Genomic DNA, 14,805 nt, shown 5'->3' on the forward strand with positions numbered 1-14,805 from the left:
TGGGTCGGGTTGTCCACCAGCCGCTCGCCGTTCAGGCTGGTGGTTTTGGAGACGATCACCACCAGCGCCGAGGCGTGTTGCGCCCAGCCGCGGTTGAAGTCGATCAGGAACTCCAGGTAGTTCTCCCAGCTGTCGGAGCCGTGCTTGCTGTAGGCAAAGCGCCACGGCTGAATGTTGTAGGCCGAAGGCGACCAGCGCGCCGCTTCAAAGAAGCTCAGCAGCGTTTGATCGTCGATGGCGTCGTTGGTCATCGCGCGCGGCGACCAGCGCTCGATAAATTGCGCGTCAATCGGGTAATCGGAGATTCTTGGCTGGCTCATGATAGGTTCTCGCAGTGAAGTAAAAACAAAAGTTCGCTGATATTCCCACAGCTTAGGACGGTAAAACTTTTATTTCGTGCCATTGCCTTGCGGCAGTTCCCGCTGCAGCCAGGCCAGAAACGCCCTGACCGGCGGGTGCCGCTCGCGCCCCGGCGCGCACAGCACGCTGTAGGCGGCGCCCGGTACGCGCACCTCCGGCCGGTACGCCACCAGCAGACCGTTGTCCACCATCTCGGACACCATCACCGAGCTGGCGAGCACCCATCCCTGCCCGGCCACCGCCGCCTGCAGGGCGTAATGCTCCTCGTGATAGCTGCGCATCGCCGCATGGCGCTGCCACCAGTCCACGCCGGCGGCCCGGCACCAGTCATGCCAGCCGCTGTCGTACAGCGCCGAATCCCCCCACTTGACGGTGATCAGCACCGGGTTTTCCGGTTCGGCGGCGGCCAACCCCGGCGCGGCGTAAACACCAAAGCTCTCCTCCAGCCGCGCCGCCAGATGCAGCGCGGGATAATGCGCGCGGCTGTAGCGCACCGCCACATCCACGCTGGCATCCTGCTGCAGATCGATCACCTCGGCGCAGGCCTCCAGGCGCACCAGATAGTGCGGGTACGCCTGGTAGAAACGCCCCAGGCGCGGCACCAACCACAGCGCCGCGAACGAGTGCGTCACCGAGACGCACAGCGAGCCGCTGCTGGGCTGCGGCCGCAGACCCTCAAGCGTGGCGGCGACGTCCAGCAGCGCGCCATGCACTCCGGCAAACAGCGTTTCGCCCTTCGCCGTCAGCCGCACGCCGCGCGGCACCCGCTCGAACAACGCAAAACCCAGCTGCTGTTCCAGCGCCTTGATCTGATGCGAAATCGCCGTCGGCGTCACCGCCAGCTCGGCCGCCGCCAGCTTGAAGCTGCGCAGGCGAGCGGCGGATTCAAAGGTGCGTAACGCGTTGACGGGCAGCGTGGCGAACATGGCGAAGCCTCTTGGGATGAGTTGAGTTCATCCTGGCAGAAAAACCGTCATTTGTCGCCTGCTGACGCTTACCTCTAGATTAAGGCTGAGTTCACTTCACACCAAGGAACATGACATGAATACAACTCATCAATCCAAACGCCTGGTGGTGCTGGTCGGCAGCCCGCGCCGCGACGGCAACAGCGCCACGCTGGCGCAGGCGATCATGGCGGGCGCCGCCGAAGCCGGCACTTCCGCCAGCCTGCATTTTCTCGACGATTACCTGAGCGGTTTCCTGAGCGATGAACGCCATACGCCGCCGCCGACCGATCGCTACGCCGAGCTGTTCCTGGAGCACTTCCTGCCGGCCGACGGCGCGGTATTTTGCACGCCGATTTACTGGTACGGCATGTCGGCGCAAACCAAGGCCTTTTTCGATCGCTCGTTCAGCTTTTATTCCAACACCTACCCTCAGGCGGAACAGGTGCACCAACGCATGAGCGGCAAACGCATCGGGCTGGCGGTGGCGTCGGAAGAAACTTATCCCGGCGCGGCGCTGGGCATCGTGCATCAGATCCAGGAGTTCAGCCGCTACACCCATTCCGCCTTCGTCGGACTGGTGCACGGCGCCGGCAACCAGCGCGGCGAGATCGCCCGCGATCCGCGCAACCCGCTGCGGGCCGCCCGCGAGTTGGGGCGCGAGTTCTTCACCCGCCCCTACTCGGATTATCAGATGGACAGCCCGCGCAGCACGCAGGTTTGGACGGAATAGCCTCGGCCTCAACCGCCACTGCCGATTTGCCAGATAAAGGTCGGCATATGGCGGTTAATTTCCCAGTCACCGATATTGCGCGCCTTGTAGATCACCGGATTATGTGAAGAGAGCGTGCGCGCATTGCGCCAGTGGCGATCCAACGCCTTGCCGGTACGGGTATCTGAAGCGCCGAGCGCATTGAACAATTCACCGGCGGCGCGCTGCACCCACTCCCCGGCGATGACCTGCGCCCTGGCGGCGTCCAGCTCCGCCGTCACGTTAAGCGCCTGCAGCAGCGCTTCATCGCCGGATCGATGCGCCTCGTAAGCCTGCTGCAGCGAGGACGTCGCTTTTAGCACCGTCGCCTCAACCGCATAGGCCCAGGCGCTGATTTGCCCCACCACCTGCTGGATCTGCACGTCGTCCTTCACCCAACCGGCGTTGCCGTGGCTATAGATCCTTTTACGTTGCCTCACGCCCTCGCCGACGTCTCGCAGCACCGCGCGGCCGATCCCCGCCAGCGTCGCCAGCAACACATGCTGATAGAACGCAGTTTGGTAGCGGAAGCGCTCGGCAAAGTCATAGACGTGCGCCTGCTCGACCCGCGCATCAATAAAACGCGTGGTGCCGCTGCCGGTAGTGCGTTGGCCAAATCCGTCCCAGTCGTCGTCGCGCTCTACGCCCGGCTGGGCGACGTTCACCAAAGCGATCACCGGGCCGCCGCTGTCGCTGCGCTCGGCATACACGTCGATCCAATCGGCAAACAGACTGCCGGTGCTGTAAAATTTCTCGCCGTTGAGCGACCAGCCGTCGGCCTGCGGCGTTACCCGGGTATTGACCTGCCCCAGCTTAACGCCGCCGATCTCGGTCCAACCGCTGCCGACCAGCTCGCCGTCGAGAAAGCGTTCGAACCAGCGATCGCGCTCCGGACCGTCCGGCGCGTTCAGCCGATCTTCCACGAAGGCGAAATGCGCCCGCAGCGCCTGCGGCAGGTTAGAGTCCGCCTCCGCCAGTTCGGCCAGCAGTTCGAACAGCTGCGGCAACGAAGCGCCGTCGCCGCCCTTTTCACGCGGGAGGCGCACCCTGCCGAACCCCGCCTCTTTCAGCCAACGGATCGGTTCATGCGGCAGCGTGCGCGACAGCTCGCGCTCCACCGCCCCGGCGGCGATTTCGGCGAAGATCGGCCGAAATCGCGCGGCCAGCTGTGCGTAGTCTGCTCCGGTGGATAACAGGTGTTGCGTCATGTCAGTGTCCTCTGTGGTTAAGCGCGATCGGCCAGATCGTCAATATCGCGCGCCGTCGGTTCAAAGCGAATGATCAGCAGGAAGACGATGGGAATCGCCGCCGCCAGTGAAACAATCCAAAACATGTCGGTGCCGAAGCGCGCCTGCAAAATCGGCAGAATAAACAGCGCCAGCGCGCTGCCGATACCGGACAGCGAACGGCCGAAACCGACGCCGGTGGCGCGGATCGCCGTCGGGTAAGAGAGCGCCGGGTAAATCATCATCTGCGCGCCGGGGCCGAATCCTTCGGCGAACAGCCATAGGCCCAACATCAAGATCGCCAGCCCAACGCCGAACGCCGCCTGCGGATGTCCGATCAACGCCAGGGCAATCAGCGCGATAAACTGCAGCGCGAATCCGGCGATCGCCACGTAGCGCGACGGATACTTCCATGCCAAACGCATGCCGAGCAGGCCACCGGTAAAAGCGAACAGCACGTTCAGCCCGAGCGAAGCGGAGATAGTTTCAAACACCCCGGCGCCGAGAAACTGCGCCAGAATCGACGGCAGAAAGAAGGCGATGGCGGTGTATTCAAAGGAAATGCAAACGTTCATCACGCTGGCGACCAGAGTGCGCTCGCGGTACGGCTTGCGGAACAGCACGCGGAAGCTGACCTTCGGCGGCGCCGCCGGTTGGGCGGCGTCAGGTTCCGCCTCATGGGCGGCAATGCCGTATGACTCGCGCAGGATGCGCGCCGCCTCTTTCAGATCGCCCTGGTTAGCGGCCCACAGCGGCGACTCGTTCATAAACTTGCTGCGCACCATGATGATCAGCAACGCCGGCACGGCGCCGAAAATCAACGAGGCGCGCCACAGCCAGTTCGCATATTCGGCCGGCAATAGAAAATAGAGCGCAAAGATGATCAGAAAACACACCGACGAAGCGGCGTACCACATCGGGCACCAGGCCGCCAGGCGCGATGCCTTGTTGGCCTTGCCGGTGAATTTGGAGAATTCGGCCAGATAGGCCATCGCCACCGGCAAATCAATGCCGACGCCGATACCCATCAAAAAGCGCGCGCCGATCAGCACCCAGACGTTGGGCGCCAGCCCGGCGGCGATGGCGGAAACCACAAAAAACAGCATATCGGCCATAAACACCTGATAGCGGCCGTACTTGTCGGTCAACCAGCCGCCGACCAGGTTGCCGAGAATGGTCCCGACCATGATCGAAGAAGTTACCACCCCGGTCAGCAGCGGGCTGAGGCTGAATTCACGCACCACGTCATCGATGCCGTAAGACAGCGTGGTCAGGTCATAGGCATCGAGAAAAACACCGCCCAGCGCCAACAGCACGATCATGCGCGCATGGGTATTTTTCTCGCTGCGCTGGTTAATCAAACGCGCCACATCGCTGGCCGAGCCGATGGGCGCAGATAACGGCGGCGCGGTATCGATATTTAAGGTACTCATAGCTTCCTCGTTGTAATTGGCAGGTGACACCTCGTTTATAGGGTGAAAAAATTACGCCGACAAACAACAATTTCTTCTATAAATATCATTAATATCAATAAATTAAACACGGTTACAGCGTAACAAAAACGCCGGATTAACGCGCGTTAATCCGGTCTTTATCACGGTCATTTCGGGCGGGGATTATTCTGCCGAGACCGGCACCAGCACGCCTTTCACCCGCGGGTCGTCGGTGCTTTTCAGCCACGCCTGCAACCTGGGATCGGCAAACACCCGCTGCAGCTTGCGAATATTTTCGTCCTGCAGATAGGGCGTGCCAATCACCAGCTGCGAAGCGAAGGTTTTCGGCGCCGGTGGGAACAAGATGCCCTTCTCACGCGGCACCTTGCCGGCGTCGAACTGCGACNCACATAGCCAATGGCCGCATCGACCGAATTCAGCGCGCGCGGCATGGTCAGCAAATCCAGCTCCTTGAAGTTAAAATGGCGTTTGTTCTCGCGAATGTCTTTCAGCCTGGCGGTGCGCGCCTCGATCGCCGGATCCAGCCCGATCAGTCCAATGCGCTGCAGCAGCCACAACGCCTGCCCCTGATTGGCGCCGTCGTTGGGCACCACGATCTCCGCGCCGTCCGGCAACTCCGCGATCGACCTATAGCGGTCGGAATAAATGCCAAACGCCCACTGAAACACCGGCAGCGTCGGGGTCAGCTTAAAACCATTGGCATCTACCACCTGTTTTAGCCACCATTGGTGCTGGTAGATCGTGGCGGCGTACTGCCCCTGCGCCACCGCACGATCGGCCTGCACCGGATCCTGCAGGCCAACCGCCTCCAGCCTAAGGCCGTAATCCGGCGCGATATGGTCGCCGACGTACTCGATCACCCGCTGCTCTCCGGCCATCGCCGGCTCAAAGTGCACTTTCAACGTGCTGCCGAACTGCACCGTCTGCTGCTGGCCGGCGCTGAAGTGCCAAACCGCGGCGGCGATAATTGCCACCGCCGCGATACCCACCGGCCACGGCCAGCGTTTCTTCTTCACTATCTCAAAATCGTGATTAGGCATGATTAAAAGGTTTCCTGATGATGACGCAACGCGGCGACCAGGCGGTCACCAATAAACTGAATCAGTTGAATCGTGGCGATCAGCACCACAATGGTGGCGATCATGATGTGATTGTCGAAACGCTGGTAGCCGTACACCACCGCCAGATAGCCGATGCCGCCCGCGCCAATGGTGCCGGCGATGGCCGAATACTCGATCATCGAGATGACGTTCAGTGTGATGGCGGCGACGATCGCCGGCAGCGCCTCGCTGAGCTGCGCGCGGGTGACTATCTGCCAGATCGAACCGCCGGACACCAGCCCCACCGCCGTCACCTCCGGCGGCAGTTCGCGCAGCGCGTTCTCCACCAGCCGGCCAAAGAACGGAATGCCGGCGACGATCATCGGGATCACCGCCGCCGGAATGCCGATGGTGGTGCCGGTCAACCAGAAGGTGAACGGAATAATCGCCGCCATCAGCACCAGAAACGGCAGCGAACGGCCCATGTTCACTAACCAGCTCAGCGCGCGATTCAGCGCCGGACGCGGAAACAAGCCGCGCGATGAGGTGTTGAACAACACCACGCCGACGGCGCCGCCGATCGCCACCACAAACAGCATCACGATGCCGACCATCAGCCAGGTTTCGCCGTAAGCCGGCAGCATCAACCGATGGATCTCGCGCCAGGGTGTGTCCTGGCTCATCACGCTGTCAGACAGATTTTTCATACCGCCTCCTGCAAGGCCGCCGGCTGTTCCAGCACCTCGGCGAGAATGCCCAACCGCCGCAGTTCGCCCTGCAGTTCAGCCACCGAACGCGAACCGCCGCCAAAACGCACCGCAATCTCTAACCGCCCGGCCAGGCTGCCGCCCACCACTTCAACGTGGCCGCCCAGCAGATCGATCTGCAGGTCGAGTTGGCGGCTGATGCGGCTGATCCAGTCGGTGACCGCCGGCTGACGGGCGGAATAGGTTACCTGCAGCCGCAGCGCGGCGTCGGACGCCAGCGTCTTCAGCGGGAACAGCCGGCGGCCCAGCGAGGAATCGGGCGCCGCCAACAGCTCGCGCACCGGCCCTTGCTGCACAATCACGCCGTCGCGGATCTCGGCTACCGCGTCGGCGGCGTCGCGCACCGCATCCATCTCGTGGGTGATCAGGATGATCGACAGGCCATACCGATCGCGCAGCTGTTTAAGCAGGCTGAGAATGGCCCCGGTGGCGTCCGGATCCAGCCCGGAGGTGGCCTCATCCGCCAGCAGCACCGACGGATTCAGCGCCAGCGCGCGGGCGATGCCGACCCTTTGGCGCTGGCCGCCGGACAGTTGAGCCGGGTAAAACGCCGCCTTGTCCGCCAACCCTACCGCTGCCAGCAGGCTCTTTACCCGCTTGTCGATATCGCGCGGCACCACGCCCAGATAGGTCAACGGCAGCGCCACATTCTGCCAGGCGGTTTTACGCTGCAGCAGCGCGGAAGACTGGAACACCGTGCCTATCGCCCGCCGCTCCCTGCGCAGCGCCTCGCCCGCAAGCCGCGACAAGTCCTGGCCGTTCACCCGGATACTGCCGCTGCTCGGCCGCTCCAGCAGGCTGATGCATTTCGCCAGCGTCGATTTGCCCGCCCCGCTGGGGCCGACCACGGCGGTAATCGATCCGGCCGGCACCTGCAGCGAAACGCCCTTCAGCACCTCAATCCGTCGCCCGTCCGGCGCGCGGTAAGCCTTGTGCAATCCTTCAATCTCTATCATCGCATCCTCACTTGACGCTCAGTGCATCGGCCAAGAGCGCGCCGGCCGGCCAGCGGTAGCCCACCGCCGGGTGCGGCTCTGCCAGGCGCGGCCCCTGATTGAACAATTTTTCTCGCAGAGTGCCCGCTGTGTAGTCGCGCTTATACACTCCGCGTTTTTGCAGCTCGGGGATAAGCAGTTCCACCACGTCGGTGAAGGTTTCATGGGTAACGGCGTAGGCCAAATTGAAACCGTCAACATCCGTTTCCTCCACCCACGCCTGCAGTTCGTCGGCCACGGTTTGCGGGCCGCCCACCAACAGCGGGCCGAAACCGCCGATGCCGACCCATTCAGCGATGCCCTGTACGGTCCATTCACGGCTGGGATCGGCGCTGGAGAAAGTTTCCACCGCCGACTGAATGGCATTGGTGTGCAGATGCTTCAGCACCTGATCCGGCTGATATTGACCGAAATCGATGCCGGTCCAGCCGGACACCAGCGCCAGCGCGCCTTCGTAGCTGGTATAGGATTTGTATTCCCGCCATTTTTCCTGCGCCTGTCGGTCAGTTTCACCGACGATCACCGTCTGCAGGTTGAAGATCAGGATGCTGCGCGGGTCGCGCCCGGCCTCGGCGGCGCGGCGGCGGATATCGGCCACGGTTTTTTTCAGCAATGTTTTCGAAGGAGAAGCGACAAACACGCATTCGGCGTGCTCCGCGGCAAACTGCTTGCCGCGGCTGGAAGCGCCGGCCTGATAAAGCACCGGCGTGCGCTGCGGCGAAGGCTCGCTCAGATGAATGCCCGGCACCTGGAAGAACTCACCTTTGTGGTTGATCGGATGAATTTTCGCCGGATCGCTGAAGATGCGCCGCTGACGATCGCGCAAAATCGCGCCGTCTTCCCAACTGCCCTCCAGCAGCTTGTAAACCACCTGCAGGTATTCATCGGCGTAGTCGTAGCGCGCATCGTGATCGGTCTGCGCCCGGTGGCCAATATTGCGCGCGCCGCTCTCCAGGTAAGAGGTGACGATATTCCAACCGATGCGCCCCTTGGTCAGGTGATCAAGCGTCGACAATCTGCGGGCGAAAGGATAAGGGTGCTCGAATGACAGCGAGGCGGTCAGCCCGAAGCCGAGATGTTCGGTAACCAGCGCCATCGGCGTCACCAGCGCCAGCGGATCGTTAACCGGCACCTGCGTCGCCTGGCGGATCGCCGCGTCGCCGCTGCCGTTAAGCACGTCGTAAATCCCCAGCACGTCGGCGATAAACAATCCATCGAACTTGCCGCGTTCCAGCAGGCGCGCCAGATCGGTCCAATATTCGAGATCCTTATACTGCCAGGAACGGTCGCGCGGGTGCGCCCACAGCCCCGGCGACTGATGGCCGACGCAGTTCATATCAAAAGCGTTAAGACGAATTTCACGTTGCGATGACATAGCGAGCTCCACAATTATCTGCCGGCCACGGGCGGAGCCAGGCCGGATGGGGGGTCTTAGGGTGTTAAAAACGGGAATGGACGATCAGTTTGCCGCCGGACATCGCGCCAACAGGTATTGCGCGACGCTTTGGGCGTGTTCCGCCACCTGCGGCAGCCCCATCAGTTCGCCGAAGCGGCCACGCGCCGCCGGGCCGGCCACCAGCAGACGCGGGTTGGCAAGGCCGTCGCCGCCGATCGCCTGGCTGTCGGCATTGACCCACAGCCCCAATCCCAGCGGATCGGCGCGCAGCGCCCCCTGCTCCGCCAGCGAGCTGAGCAACGGGCTGGCGGCGATCAGGCCGGCATGGGCCGGACCCGTAGCGATCAGCAGCCGCTGCGCCTGCAGCGCCCGCTCTGCGCCCTGGCGCGGCAGAATCGTCAAACGCACGCCCTGCGGCGTGGGTTCTGCCCGCCGCAAACGAGCGGCCAATACCTGCAGCGTGCCCGCCGCCTGTTGCTCCGCCAGCAACGTGCTCACCTGCGGCGCAATGCGATAGCGGTGCACGTCCCAATAGGCGCGCAGATGCCGCAGAAAGCGCTGCTGTTCGGTCGGCGTCAATGCTTGCCACAGACGCTGGCCCTGGGCGCGCACCGCGTCCAACACCGCCTGCCACGGCACCCGTTGCCGAGCAGCGCGCGCCACCTCAAGGCGCACCTGCCGCACCCCGTCGCGCAGTCCGGATGGCGGGGCAAACGACCATGTCGGGTACTCCCCTTCGGCATTGGGGCGCGGCAGCAGGCCGTGACGAGAGAACGCGGTAATCGGCCCGCGATGCCCGCGGCGGTGCAACGCCGCCACCGCATCAGCCATCGTCAGCCCGCTGCCGACGATCGCCAACGATTCATCGGGTTCAATCTCATTCAGCGCCCCCTCCGCCCAGGGATTGGCGATCAACCGCGCGTCGCGCGCCAGTTCCGGGGCGATTTGCCGCGGCAGCGCGGGCGGCGGATGGCTGGTCGCCAACACCACATAATCGCCCCACAGCCGTTCGCCGCCGGCGGTGATGACGGACGCGCCCTGCGCCTGCGGCTGCAGGTGCTGCGCCCGATCGCGCAGGTGCCGCACGCGGGCCTGGCCCGTCTGCGCCGCCTGATGAAAACGTTCCTCGACATAGCGGCCGAAGGCGCCGCGCTGCGGATAGGCCTTACCGTCGCGCCATAACGCCTGCGGATCGGCCGCCAACCCGCCGCCCTGACGGAACCAGCGGTCAAAATCCCCCGCCGGTTCATCCGCCAACTGCATCCTATCGGCCGGGACGTTGATGCGGTGGGTCGGATCGGTGGTCGAATACGCCACGCCATAGCCCGGCGCGGCGCGCGGTTCAATCACCGTGACATCCACCGCTCCGCGCGCCAGCTGGATCGCCAGCGCCGCGCCGGTGAAACCGCCGCCGATAACGATAATATGGGCACGCTTCGCCATCAGCCCTCCCGCTGCGCCGGGGCGGGACGACGATCGCCGCCGATGGTTTCGCCAAACGGGCCGGTATTGATCGTGCGAGCCGTCTGATGAGCCGACTGCGCCAGCGGCAGCAGCGGCATCACCAGCTCGGCGAAGCGGTGAGCCTCTTCCAGATGCGGATAGCCGGAAAGGATGAAATTGTCGATGCCCAGCGCCTGATACTCGCGTATGCGCGCCGCCACCTGCTGCGGGTTGCCCACCAATGCGGTGCCGGCGCCGCCGCGCACCAGGCCGACGCCGGCCCACAGGTTGGGGCCGATGCGCAGACTCTCGCGCGAGCCGCCGTGCAGCTCGCTCATGCGGCGCTGGCCGGTGGAGTCCATGCGAGCAAAGATCTGCTGCGCCGCCGCGATGGTGTCGTCATCCAGATGCGCGATCAGTCGCTCGGCCGCCGCCCAGGCTTCGTCTTCAGTTTCGCGCACGATAACGTGCAGGCGAATGCCATAGCTGAGTTTACGCCCCTGCCGCTCGGCGCGCTGGCGCACCGCCGCCAGCTTTTCCGCCACCTGAGCCAGCGGCTCGCCCCAGGTCAGGTAGGTGTCGATCTGCCCGGCGGCGATATCGATCGCTTCCGGCGATGAGCCGCCGAAATAGAGCGGCGGGCCGTTTTCCTGCACCGGCGGGAACAGCAATTCGGCGCCTTCGACGCGAATATGCTTACCGCTGAAGTCCACCTTCTCCCCTTGCAGCAGCCGTTGATACACCGTGAGAAATTCCTGTGTCACCTCGTAGCGTTCGGCATGGCTGAGGAAGATGCCATCCCCTTTGTTTTCCACCGGATCGCCGCCGGTTACCACATTGATCAGCAGGCGTCCGTCCGACAGCCGATCCAGCGTCGCCGCCATGCGCGCCGCTAGGCTCGGCGGCTGCAGACCGGGGCGCACCGCCACCAGGTAGCGCAACCGGCGGGTGATCGGCGCCAGCGCCGCCGCCACCAGCCAGGAATCCTCGCAGCTTTTACCGGTTGGGATCAGCACGCCGTAATAGCCGAGGTTGTCGGCGGCCAGCGCTACCTGCTGCAAATAAGGCAGGTCCACCGGGCGCCCGCCCTGCGCCGTGCCCAGATAGCGGCCGTCGCCGTGGGTCGGCAGAAACCAGAAAACGTTGATGCGATCTTTCACTGACTCAGTCATTTATGCCTTTCCTATATAACTATTTTCAGTATTTATCGATAGAAAAACTTTGCTTGGTTATAAAAAGAAAAGCAGGATGCATGCCACATTGCAGGTTTTAAAAAACCAATACATATCAATAGATTGATGAGATATCGACGTAAAAACACTGCTGCATTGGCAGCAGGCGGCGGTGGAAGGCTGTTGCCAATGCAGCACCGTGCGCCTTTTATCCTCTCGCGGCTGCTCATTGGCTGGGATAAGATTTTTTCCCCATCGTCGTCAGACAGGAGACGCCCATGTACGATCCTCAACCGTTCGCCGCCGACAAGCCGGTGCTGATCGATCCGGCGTCGCTCGCTCTGCAAAGCGTGCTCGATCGGCTGGCTCCCACCGACGCCACCGTGCTGATCGTCGGTGAAACCGGCACCGGCAAAGAAGTGGTGGCGCGCTATCTGCACCACCACAGCGCGCGCCGCCATCAACCTTTCCTGGCGGTCAACTGCGGCGCGCTGACGGAAAGCCTGGCGGAAGCCGAACTGTTCGGCCATGAGAAAGGCGCCTTCACCGGCGCCGTCGGCACTCATCAGGGCTGGTTCGAAGCGGCGGAAGGCGGCACCCTGCTGCTGGACGAGATCGGCGAGCTGAACCCGTCGCTGCAGGTCAAGCTGCTGCGCGTGCTGCAGGAGCGGGAGATCACCCGCGTCGGTTCGCGCAAACCGCTGAAGATCGATGTGCGGGTCATCGCCGCCACCCACGTCGATCTAGCCGGCGCGATTCGCCAACGGCGGTTCCGTGAAGATCTCTATTACCGCCTGAACGTGGCGGCGGTGACGTTACCGCCCTTGCGCCAGCGGCCGGACGATATTCCGGTGCTGGCCAGACATTTTCTTGCGCTGTACGCCCACCGTCTGGAACGGCCACTGCCGCGGTTGACGGAGGAAGCGCAGCAGGCGCTGCTGGACTACCCTTGGCCTGGCAACGTGCGCGAGCTGGAGAACACGCTGCATAATGCGGTCTTGCTGAGCCAGGAGGGGGCGATCGCACCGCAGCAACTGCAGCTCACCCATCGCCTGACGGATAACGACGGCGGCGACGACGCCATCGACCGCTTTGTGCAGCGGCAGTTGCAAGGCGACAGCGCACAGCTTTACCAACGGGTGCTGGATGCGCTGGTGCGCAACGCCTTCGAACGCAGCGGCGGCAACCAGTTGCAAGCGGCGTCGTTGCTCGGCGTCAGCCGCAATACCCTGCGCACCCATTTGGCACATCTTGGTCTGATCAAACCGCGCCGTCGCAGCGCCGGCGCACCCGCACATTCACCGGCCATCGCCGCAGCGTCTCTGCCCGAACGCGAACTGCGCATCGGCTATCAAAAGTTCGGCAACCTCGGGGTGCTCAAGGCGCGGCAAAGCCTGGAACAGCTCTTCGCCACACAGCGCATCAGCGTGTTGTGGAGCGAGTTTCCCGCCGGGCCGCAGCTGCTGCACGCGCTCGACGGCGATGAGATAGACTTCGGCACCACCGGCGAAGTGCCGCCGATCTTCGCCCAGGCACAGGGCAATGCGCTGGTGTACGTCGGTTTTGAGCCGCCGGCGCCGCAGAGCGTGGCGATGGTGGTGCCGCAAGACAGCCCGATACGCAGCGCCGCCGATCTGCGCGGCAAACGCATCGCGCTCAACAAAGGCTCCAACGTGCACTATTTATTGCTGCAGATGCTGGACGAACAGGGATTGACGGTGAACGACGTGCGTATCGTCTACGCGCCGCCGAAGTATCCGCTGTCGGCGACCGACCTGCAGGCGGTGGACGCCTGGATGATGTGGGATCCGCTGCTCAGCGACGCGCAGCGCAACGGGGAACTGCGCGTGATCGCCGACGGCACCCAGCGGGTGCTCAATCAGCAATTCTACCTGGCGCGCCGCGGCTTCGCCGAGCGTTCGGACGATCTGTTGCGGCCGCTGATGCAGGCGCTGCAGCACACCGGCCGTTACATCGCCGCGCAGCCGAGAGAAGCCGCTCGTCACCTTTCCAACGAACTGGGGCTGGCGAGCGCCTCACTGGAACTCGCGCTGTCGCGCCGCAGCCATGAGGTTCGCGCCATGGATTTACAGGTGATCCGTCAGCAGCAAAGCATCGCCGACCGCTTCTACGCCCTCGGGCTGCTGCCCAGAGCAATCGCCGTGCGCGAGGCGGTCTGGCCGCGGGGCTCTTAGCCTGGCTTCGAGGGGGAGCAGCATCGGCCGCCCTTTCGCTTCTCCACGCAACCCCATACCGCCGCTGGAACCGAGCGGTAAGGCCAATGCCGCAAAGACATTTTTAGGTAAAATATACCGCCGATGTCAGTGCTAGGATTAATTCGCTATCATTTTATGTGCACTTTCAATTAACGTTACCCTGTTATTTTCGCATTCGCCGGTCGTCATGACCGGCTTTTTTATTTCTCCATCTCACCGGCCAAAAATATCGCTTTTTGGTAAAAAAAAACGCGCCAGGTAGGGTTACATAGGAACTGCATGACCTTATTTCCCGTACAGGGTCGTGCATCTCAGAGAGATTGTCGATGTTTCATTGGCCGGCGTTAATCGCCGGCTTTTTTTATCTTCATTTTATGACGCCTGCGCTGCGCAGGCCCCCCGTCTTATTGCCAGAGAGGATGCGCGCACGCCGGGTCTATTGTTCCGTGAGATAACACTTTTCGGTAAATAAAAACCCCCAACGCGCGCTATTATTTAATTGTAGTGTTGTCATACCTATTGAATACCCCATGCTTACCGACCCTCGCGGTCGGTTTTTTTTCTTCCTTGCCAACCGTTCCGTTGGTTGAAACAGGCTTATGGGACGTTGACAGGTGGACGCCATCAAAATATCGATGGCATAACCAAAGCTTTCCGTTGTAATCAGGCAACCCTCTGCCGCGTGCGATAAACAAAGCTCATTTTATCGGGATGAAATACCACATGCTGACGTTTTCCTTTTCACCTGGACAGTGATCGTGGATTTTAAAGATTACGCTTTGCGTGATGAAGATATCCAAAGAAGCCAACACCCCCTCATAGAGCGATAGGATGAACTCGTTTTCACTCATCTTTTTTTCTTTGCGCCTGATCGCAATGTACTTTGCCGATGCGTTGTACAGGCTACAGGTTATTGGATTCTTTACGTTTACCTTCATCTGCCCCCGGCTGATTACCGGCGAAAGCAGTTGCACGATCCTTTTTTTCTCGTAATACTCATGCAAATTCAAGTACACGATGCTGCTGGGGAAAGGCTCTTTA

At 62.4% G+C, this 14,805-nt stretch carries 11 protein-coding genes and 2 pseudogenes; 2 read left to right on the forward strand and 11 right to left on the reverse strand.

All coding sequences use genetic code 11. The annotated features are described in order from the left end of the window. Positions 1-320 (reverse strand): nitroreductase family protein (locus ADK28_RS24105; RefSeq protein ID WP_193392146.1); only part of this gene is annotated, 320 nt, incomplete at its 3' end. A 69-nt stretch (positions 321-389) separates the two neighbouring features. Further along, positions 390-1,286, reverse strand: coding sequence for a LysR substrate-binding domain-containing protein (locus ADK28_RS24110; protein WP_048796873.1), 897 nt, complete (start codon positions 1,284-1,286; stop codon positions 390-392). A 115-nt stretch (positions 1,287-1,401) separates the two neighbouring features. On the opposite strand from ADK28_RS24110, the gene ADK28_RS24115 reads away from it, so the two are divergent. Then, the gene (locus tag ADK28_RS24115; RefSeq protein ID WP_048796874.1) at positions 1,402-2,037 is read left to right on the forward strand and encodes a flavodoxin family protein; all 636 of its coding nucleotides are present in this window, start codon (positions 1,402-1,404) and stop codon (positions 2,035-2,037) included. 8 nt (positions 2,038-2,045) lie between these two features. On the opposite strand, the gene ADK28_RS24120 is transcribed toward ADK28_RS24115, so the two are convergent. From ADK28_RS24120 to ssuD, 8 genes and pseudogenes are all read right to left on the reverse strand, one after another. Beyond that, positions 2,046-3,263: an acyl-CoA dehydrogenase family protein gene (locus ADK28_RS24120; RefSeq protein ID WP_048796875.1), complete on the reverse strand. Its 1,218-nt coding sequence runs from the start codon at positions 3,261-3,263 to the stop codon at positions 2,046-2,048. A gap of 17 nt (positions 3,264-3,280) precedes the next feature. Beyond that, on the reverse strand, positions 3,281-4,714 hold the full coding sequence (locus ADK28_RS24125; RefSeq protein ID WP_048796876.1) for an MFS transporter: 1,434 nt from the start codon (positions 4,712-4,714) through the stop codon (positions 3,281-3,283). Between the two features lie 183 nt (positions 4,715-4,897). Beyond that, a pseudogene (locus ADK28_RS24130) lies at positions 4,898-5,775 on the reverse strand (MetQ/NlpA family ABC transporter substrate-binding protein). Between the two features lie 2 nt (positions 5,776-5,777). Continuing rightward, positions 5,778-6,482, reverse strand: coding sequence for a methionine ABC transporter permease (locus tag ADK28_RS24135; RefSeq protein ID WP_016927110.1), 705 nt, complete (start codon positions 6,480-6,482; stop codon positions 5,778-5,780). Then, positions 6,479-7,498: a methionine ABC transporter ATP-binding protein gene (locus ADK28_RS24140; RefSeq protein WP_033639917.1), complete on the reverse strand. Its 1,020-nt coding sequence runs from the start codon at positions 7,496-7,498 to the stop codon at positions 6,479-6,481. Before ADK28_RS24140 ends, ADK28_RS24135 begins: the two co-directional genes overlap by 4 nt. Before the next feature lie 7 nt (positions 7,499-7,505). Then, the gene (locus ADK28_RS24145; RefSeq protein WP_025303423.1) at positions 7,506-8,912 is read right to left on the reverse strand and encodes an LLM class flavin-dependent oxidoreductase; all 1,407 of its coding nucleotides are present in this window, start codon (positions 8,910-8,912) and stop codon (positions 7,506-7,508) included. Between the two features lie 84 nt (positions 8,913-8,996). After that, positions 8,997-10,376 carry an FAD/NAD(P)-binding protein gene (locus ADK28_RS24150; protein WP_048796877.1) on the reverse strand — a complete coding sequence of 460 codons (1,380 nt, stop codon included), beginning with the start codon at positions 10,374-10,376 and terminating at the stop codon, positions 8,997-8,999. After that, positions 10,376-11,548, reverse strand: coding sequence for an FMNH2-dependent alkanesulfonate monooxygenase (gene ssuD / locus ADK28_RS24155; RefSeq protein ID WP_016927106.1), 1,173 nt, complete (start codon positions 11,546-11,548; stop codon positions 10,376-10,378). The genes ADK28_RS24150 and ssuD overlap by 1 nt, the downstream gene beginning before the upstream one ends. A 278-nt stretch (positions 11,549-11,826) precedes the next feature. Here ssuD and ADK28_RS24160 point away from each other — a divergent pair, with 278 nt between their 5' ends. Further along, positions 11,827-13,743, forward strand: coding sequence for an aliphatic sulfonate ABC transporter substrate-binding protein (locus tag ADK28_RS24160; RefSeq protein WP_048796878.1), 1,917 nt, complete (start codon positions 11,827-11,829; stop codon positions 13,741-13,743). Positions 13,744-14,462: 719 nt separating this feature from the next. Here the strand turns inward: ADK28_RS24160 and ADK28_RS24165 are convergent. Further along, positions 14,463-14,805, reverse strand: a pseudogene (locus tag ADK28_RS24165) (hypothetical protein); the annotation flags it as partial.

Origin of the sequence: Serratia sp. 506_PEND, from assembly GCF_001076875.1 — a bacterium.
In the GTDB taxonomy this organism is placed as follows: domain Bacteria; phylum Pseudomonadota; class Gammaproteobacteria; order Enterobacterales; family Enterobacteriaceae; genus Serratia; species Serratia marcescens.

Excerpts from the sequence above, each read along its gene's own strand:
- ADK28_RS24120 (WP_048796875.1), bottom strand. The coding sequence starts at position 3,263 with ATGACGCAACACCTGTTATCCACCGGAGCAGACTACGCACAGCTGGCC.
- ADK28_RS24135 (WP_016927110.1), bottom strand. The coding sequence starts at position 6,482 with ATGAAAAATCTGTCTGACAGCGTGATGAGCCAGGACACACCCTGGCGC.
- ADK28_RS24125 (WP_048796876.1), bottom strand. The coding sequence starts at position 4,714 with ATGAGTACCTTAAATATCGATACCGCGCCGCCGTTATCTGCGCCCATC.
- ADK28_RS24145 (WP_025303423.1), bottom strand. The coding sequence starts at position 8,912 with ATGTCATCGCAACGTGAAATTCGTCTTAACGCTTTTGATATGAACTGC.
- ADK28_RS24150 (WP_048796877.1), bottom strand. The coding sequence starts at position 10,376 with ATGGCGAAGCGTGCCCATATTATCGTTATCGGCGGCGGTTTCACCGGC.
- ADK28_RS24140 (WP_033639917.1), bottom strand. The coding sequence starts at position 7,498 with ATGATAGAGATTGAAGGATTGCACAAGGCTTACCGCGCGCCGGACGGG.
- ssuD (WP_016927106.1), bottom strand. The coding sequence starts at position 11,548 with ATGACTGAGTCAGTGAAAGATCGCATCAACGTTTTCTGGTTTCTGCCG.
- ADK28_RS24115 (WP_048796874.1), top strand. The coding sequence starts at position 1,402 with ATGAATACAACTCATCAATCCAAACGCCTGGTGGTGCTGGTCGGCAGC.
- ADK28_RS24110 (WP_048796873.1), bottom strand. The coding sequence starts at position 1,286 with ATGTTCGCCACGCTGCCCGTCAACGCGTTACGCACCTTTGAATCCGCC.
- ADK28_RS24160 (WP_048796878.1), top strand. The coding sequence starts at position 11,827 with ATGTACGATCCTCAACCGTTCGCCGCCGACAAGCCGGTGCTGATCGAT.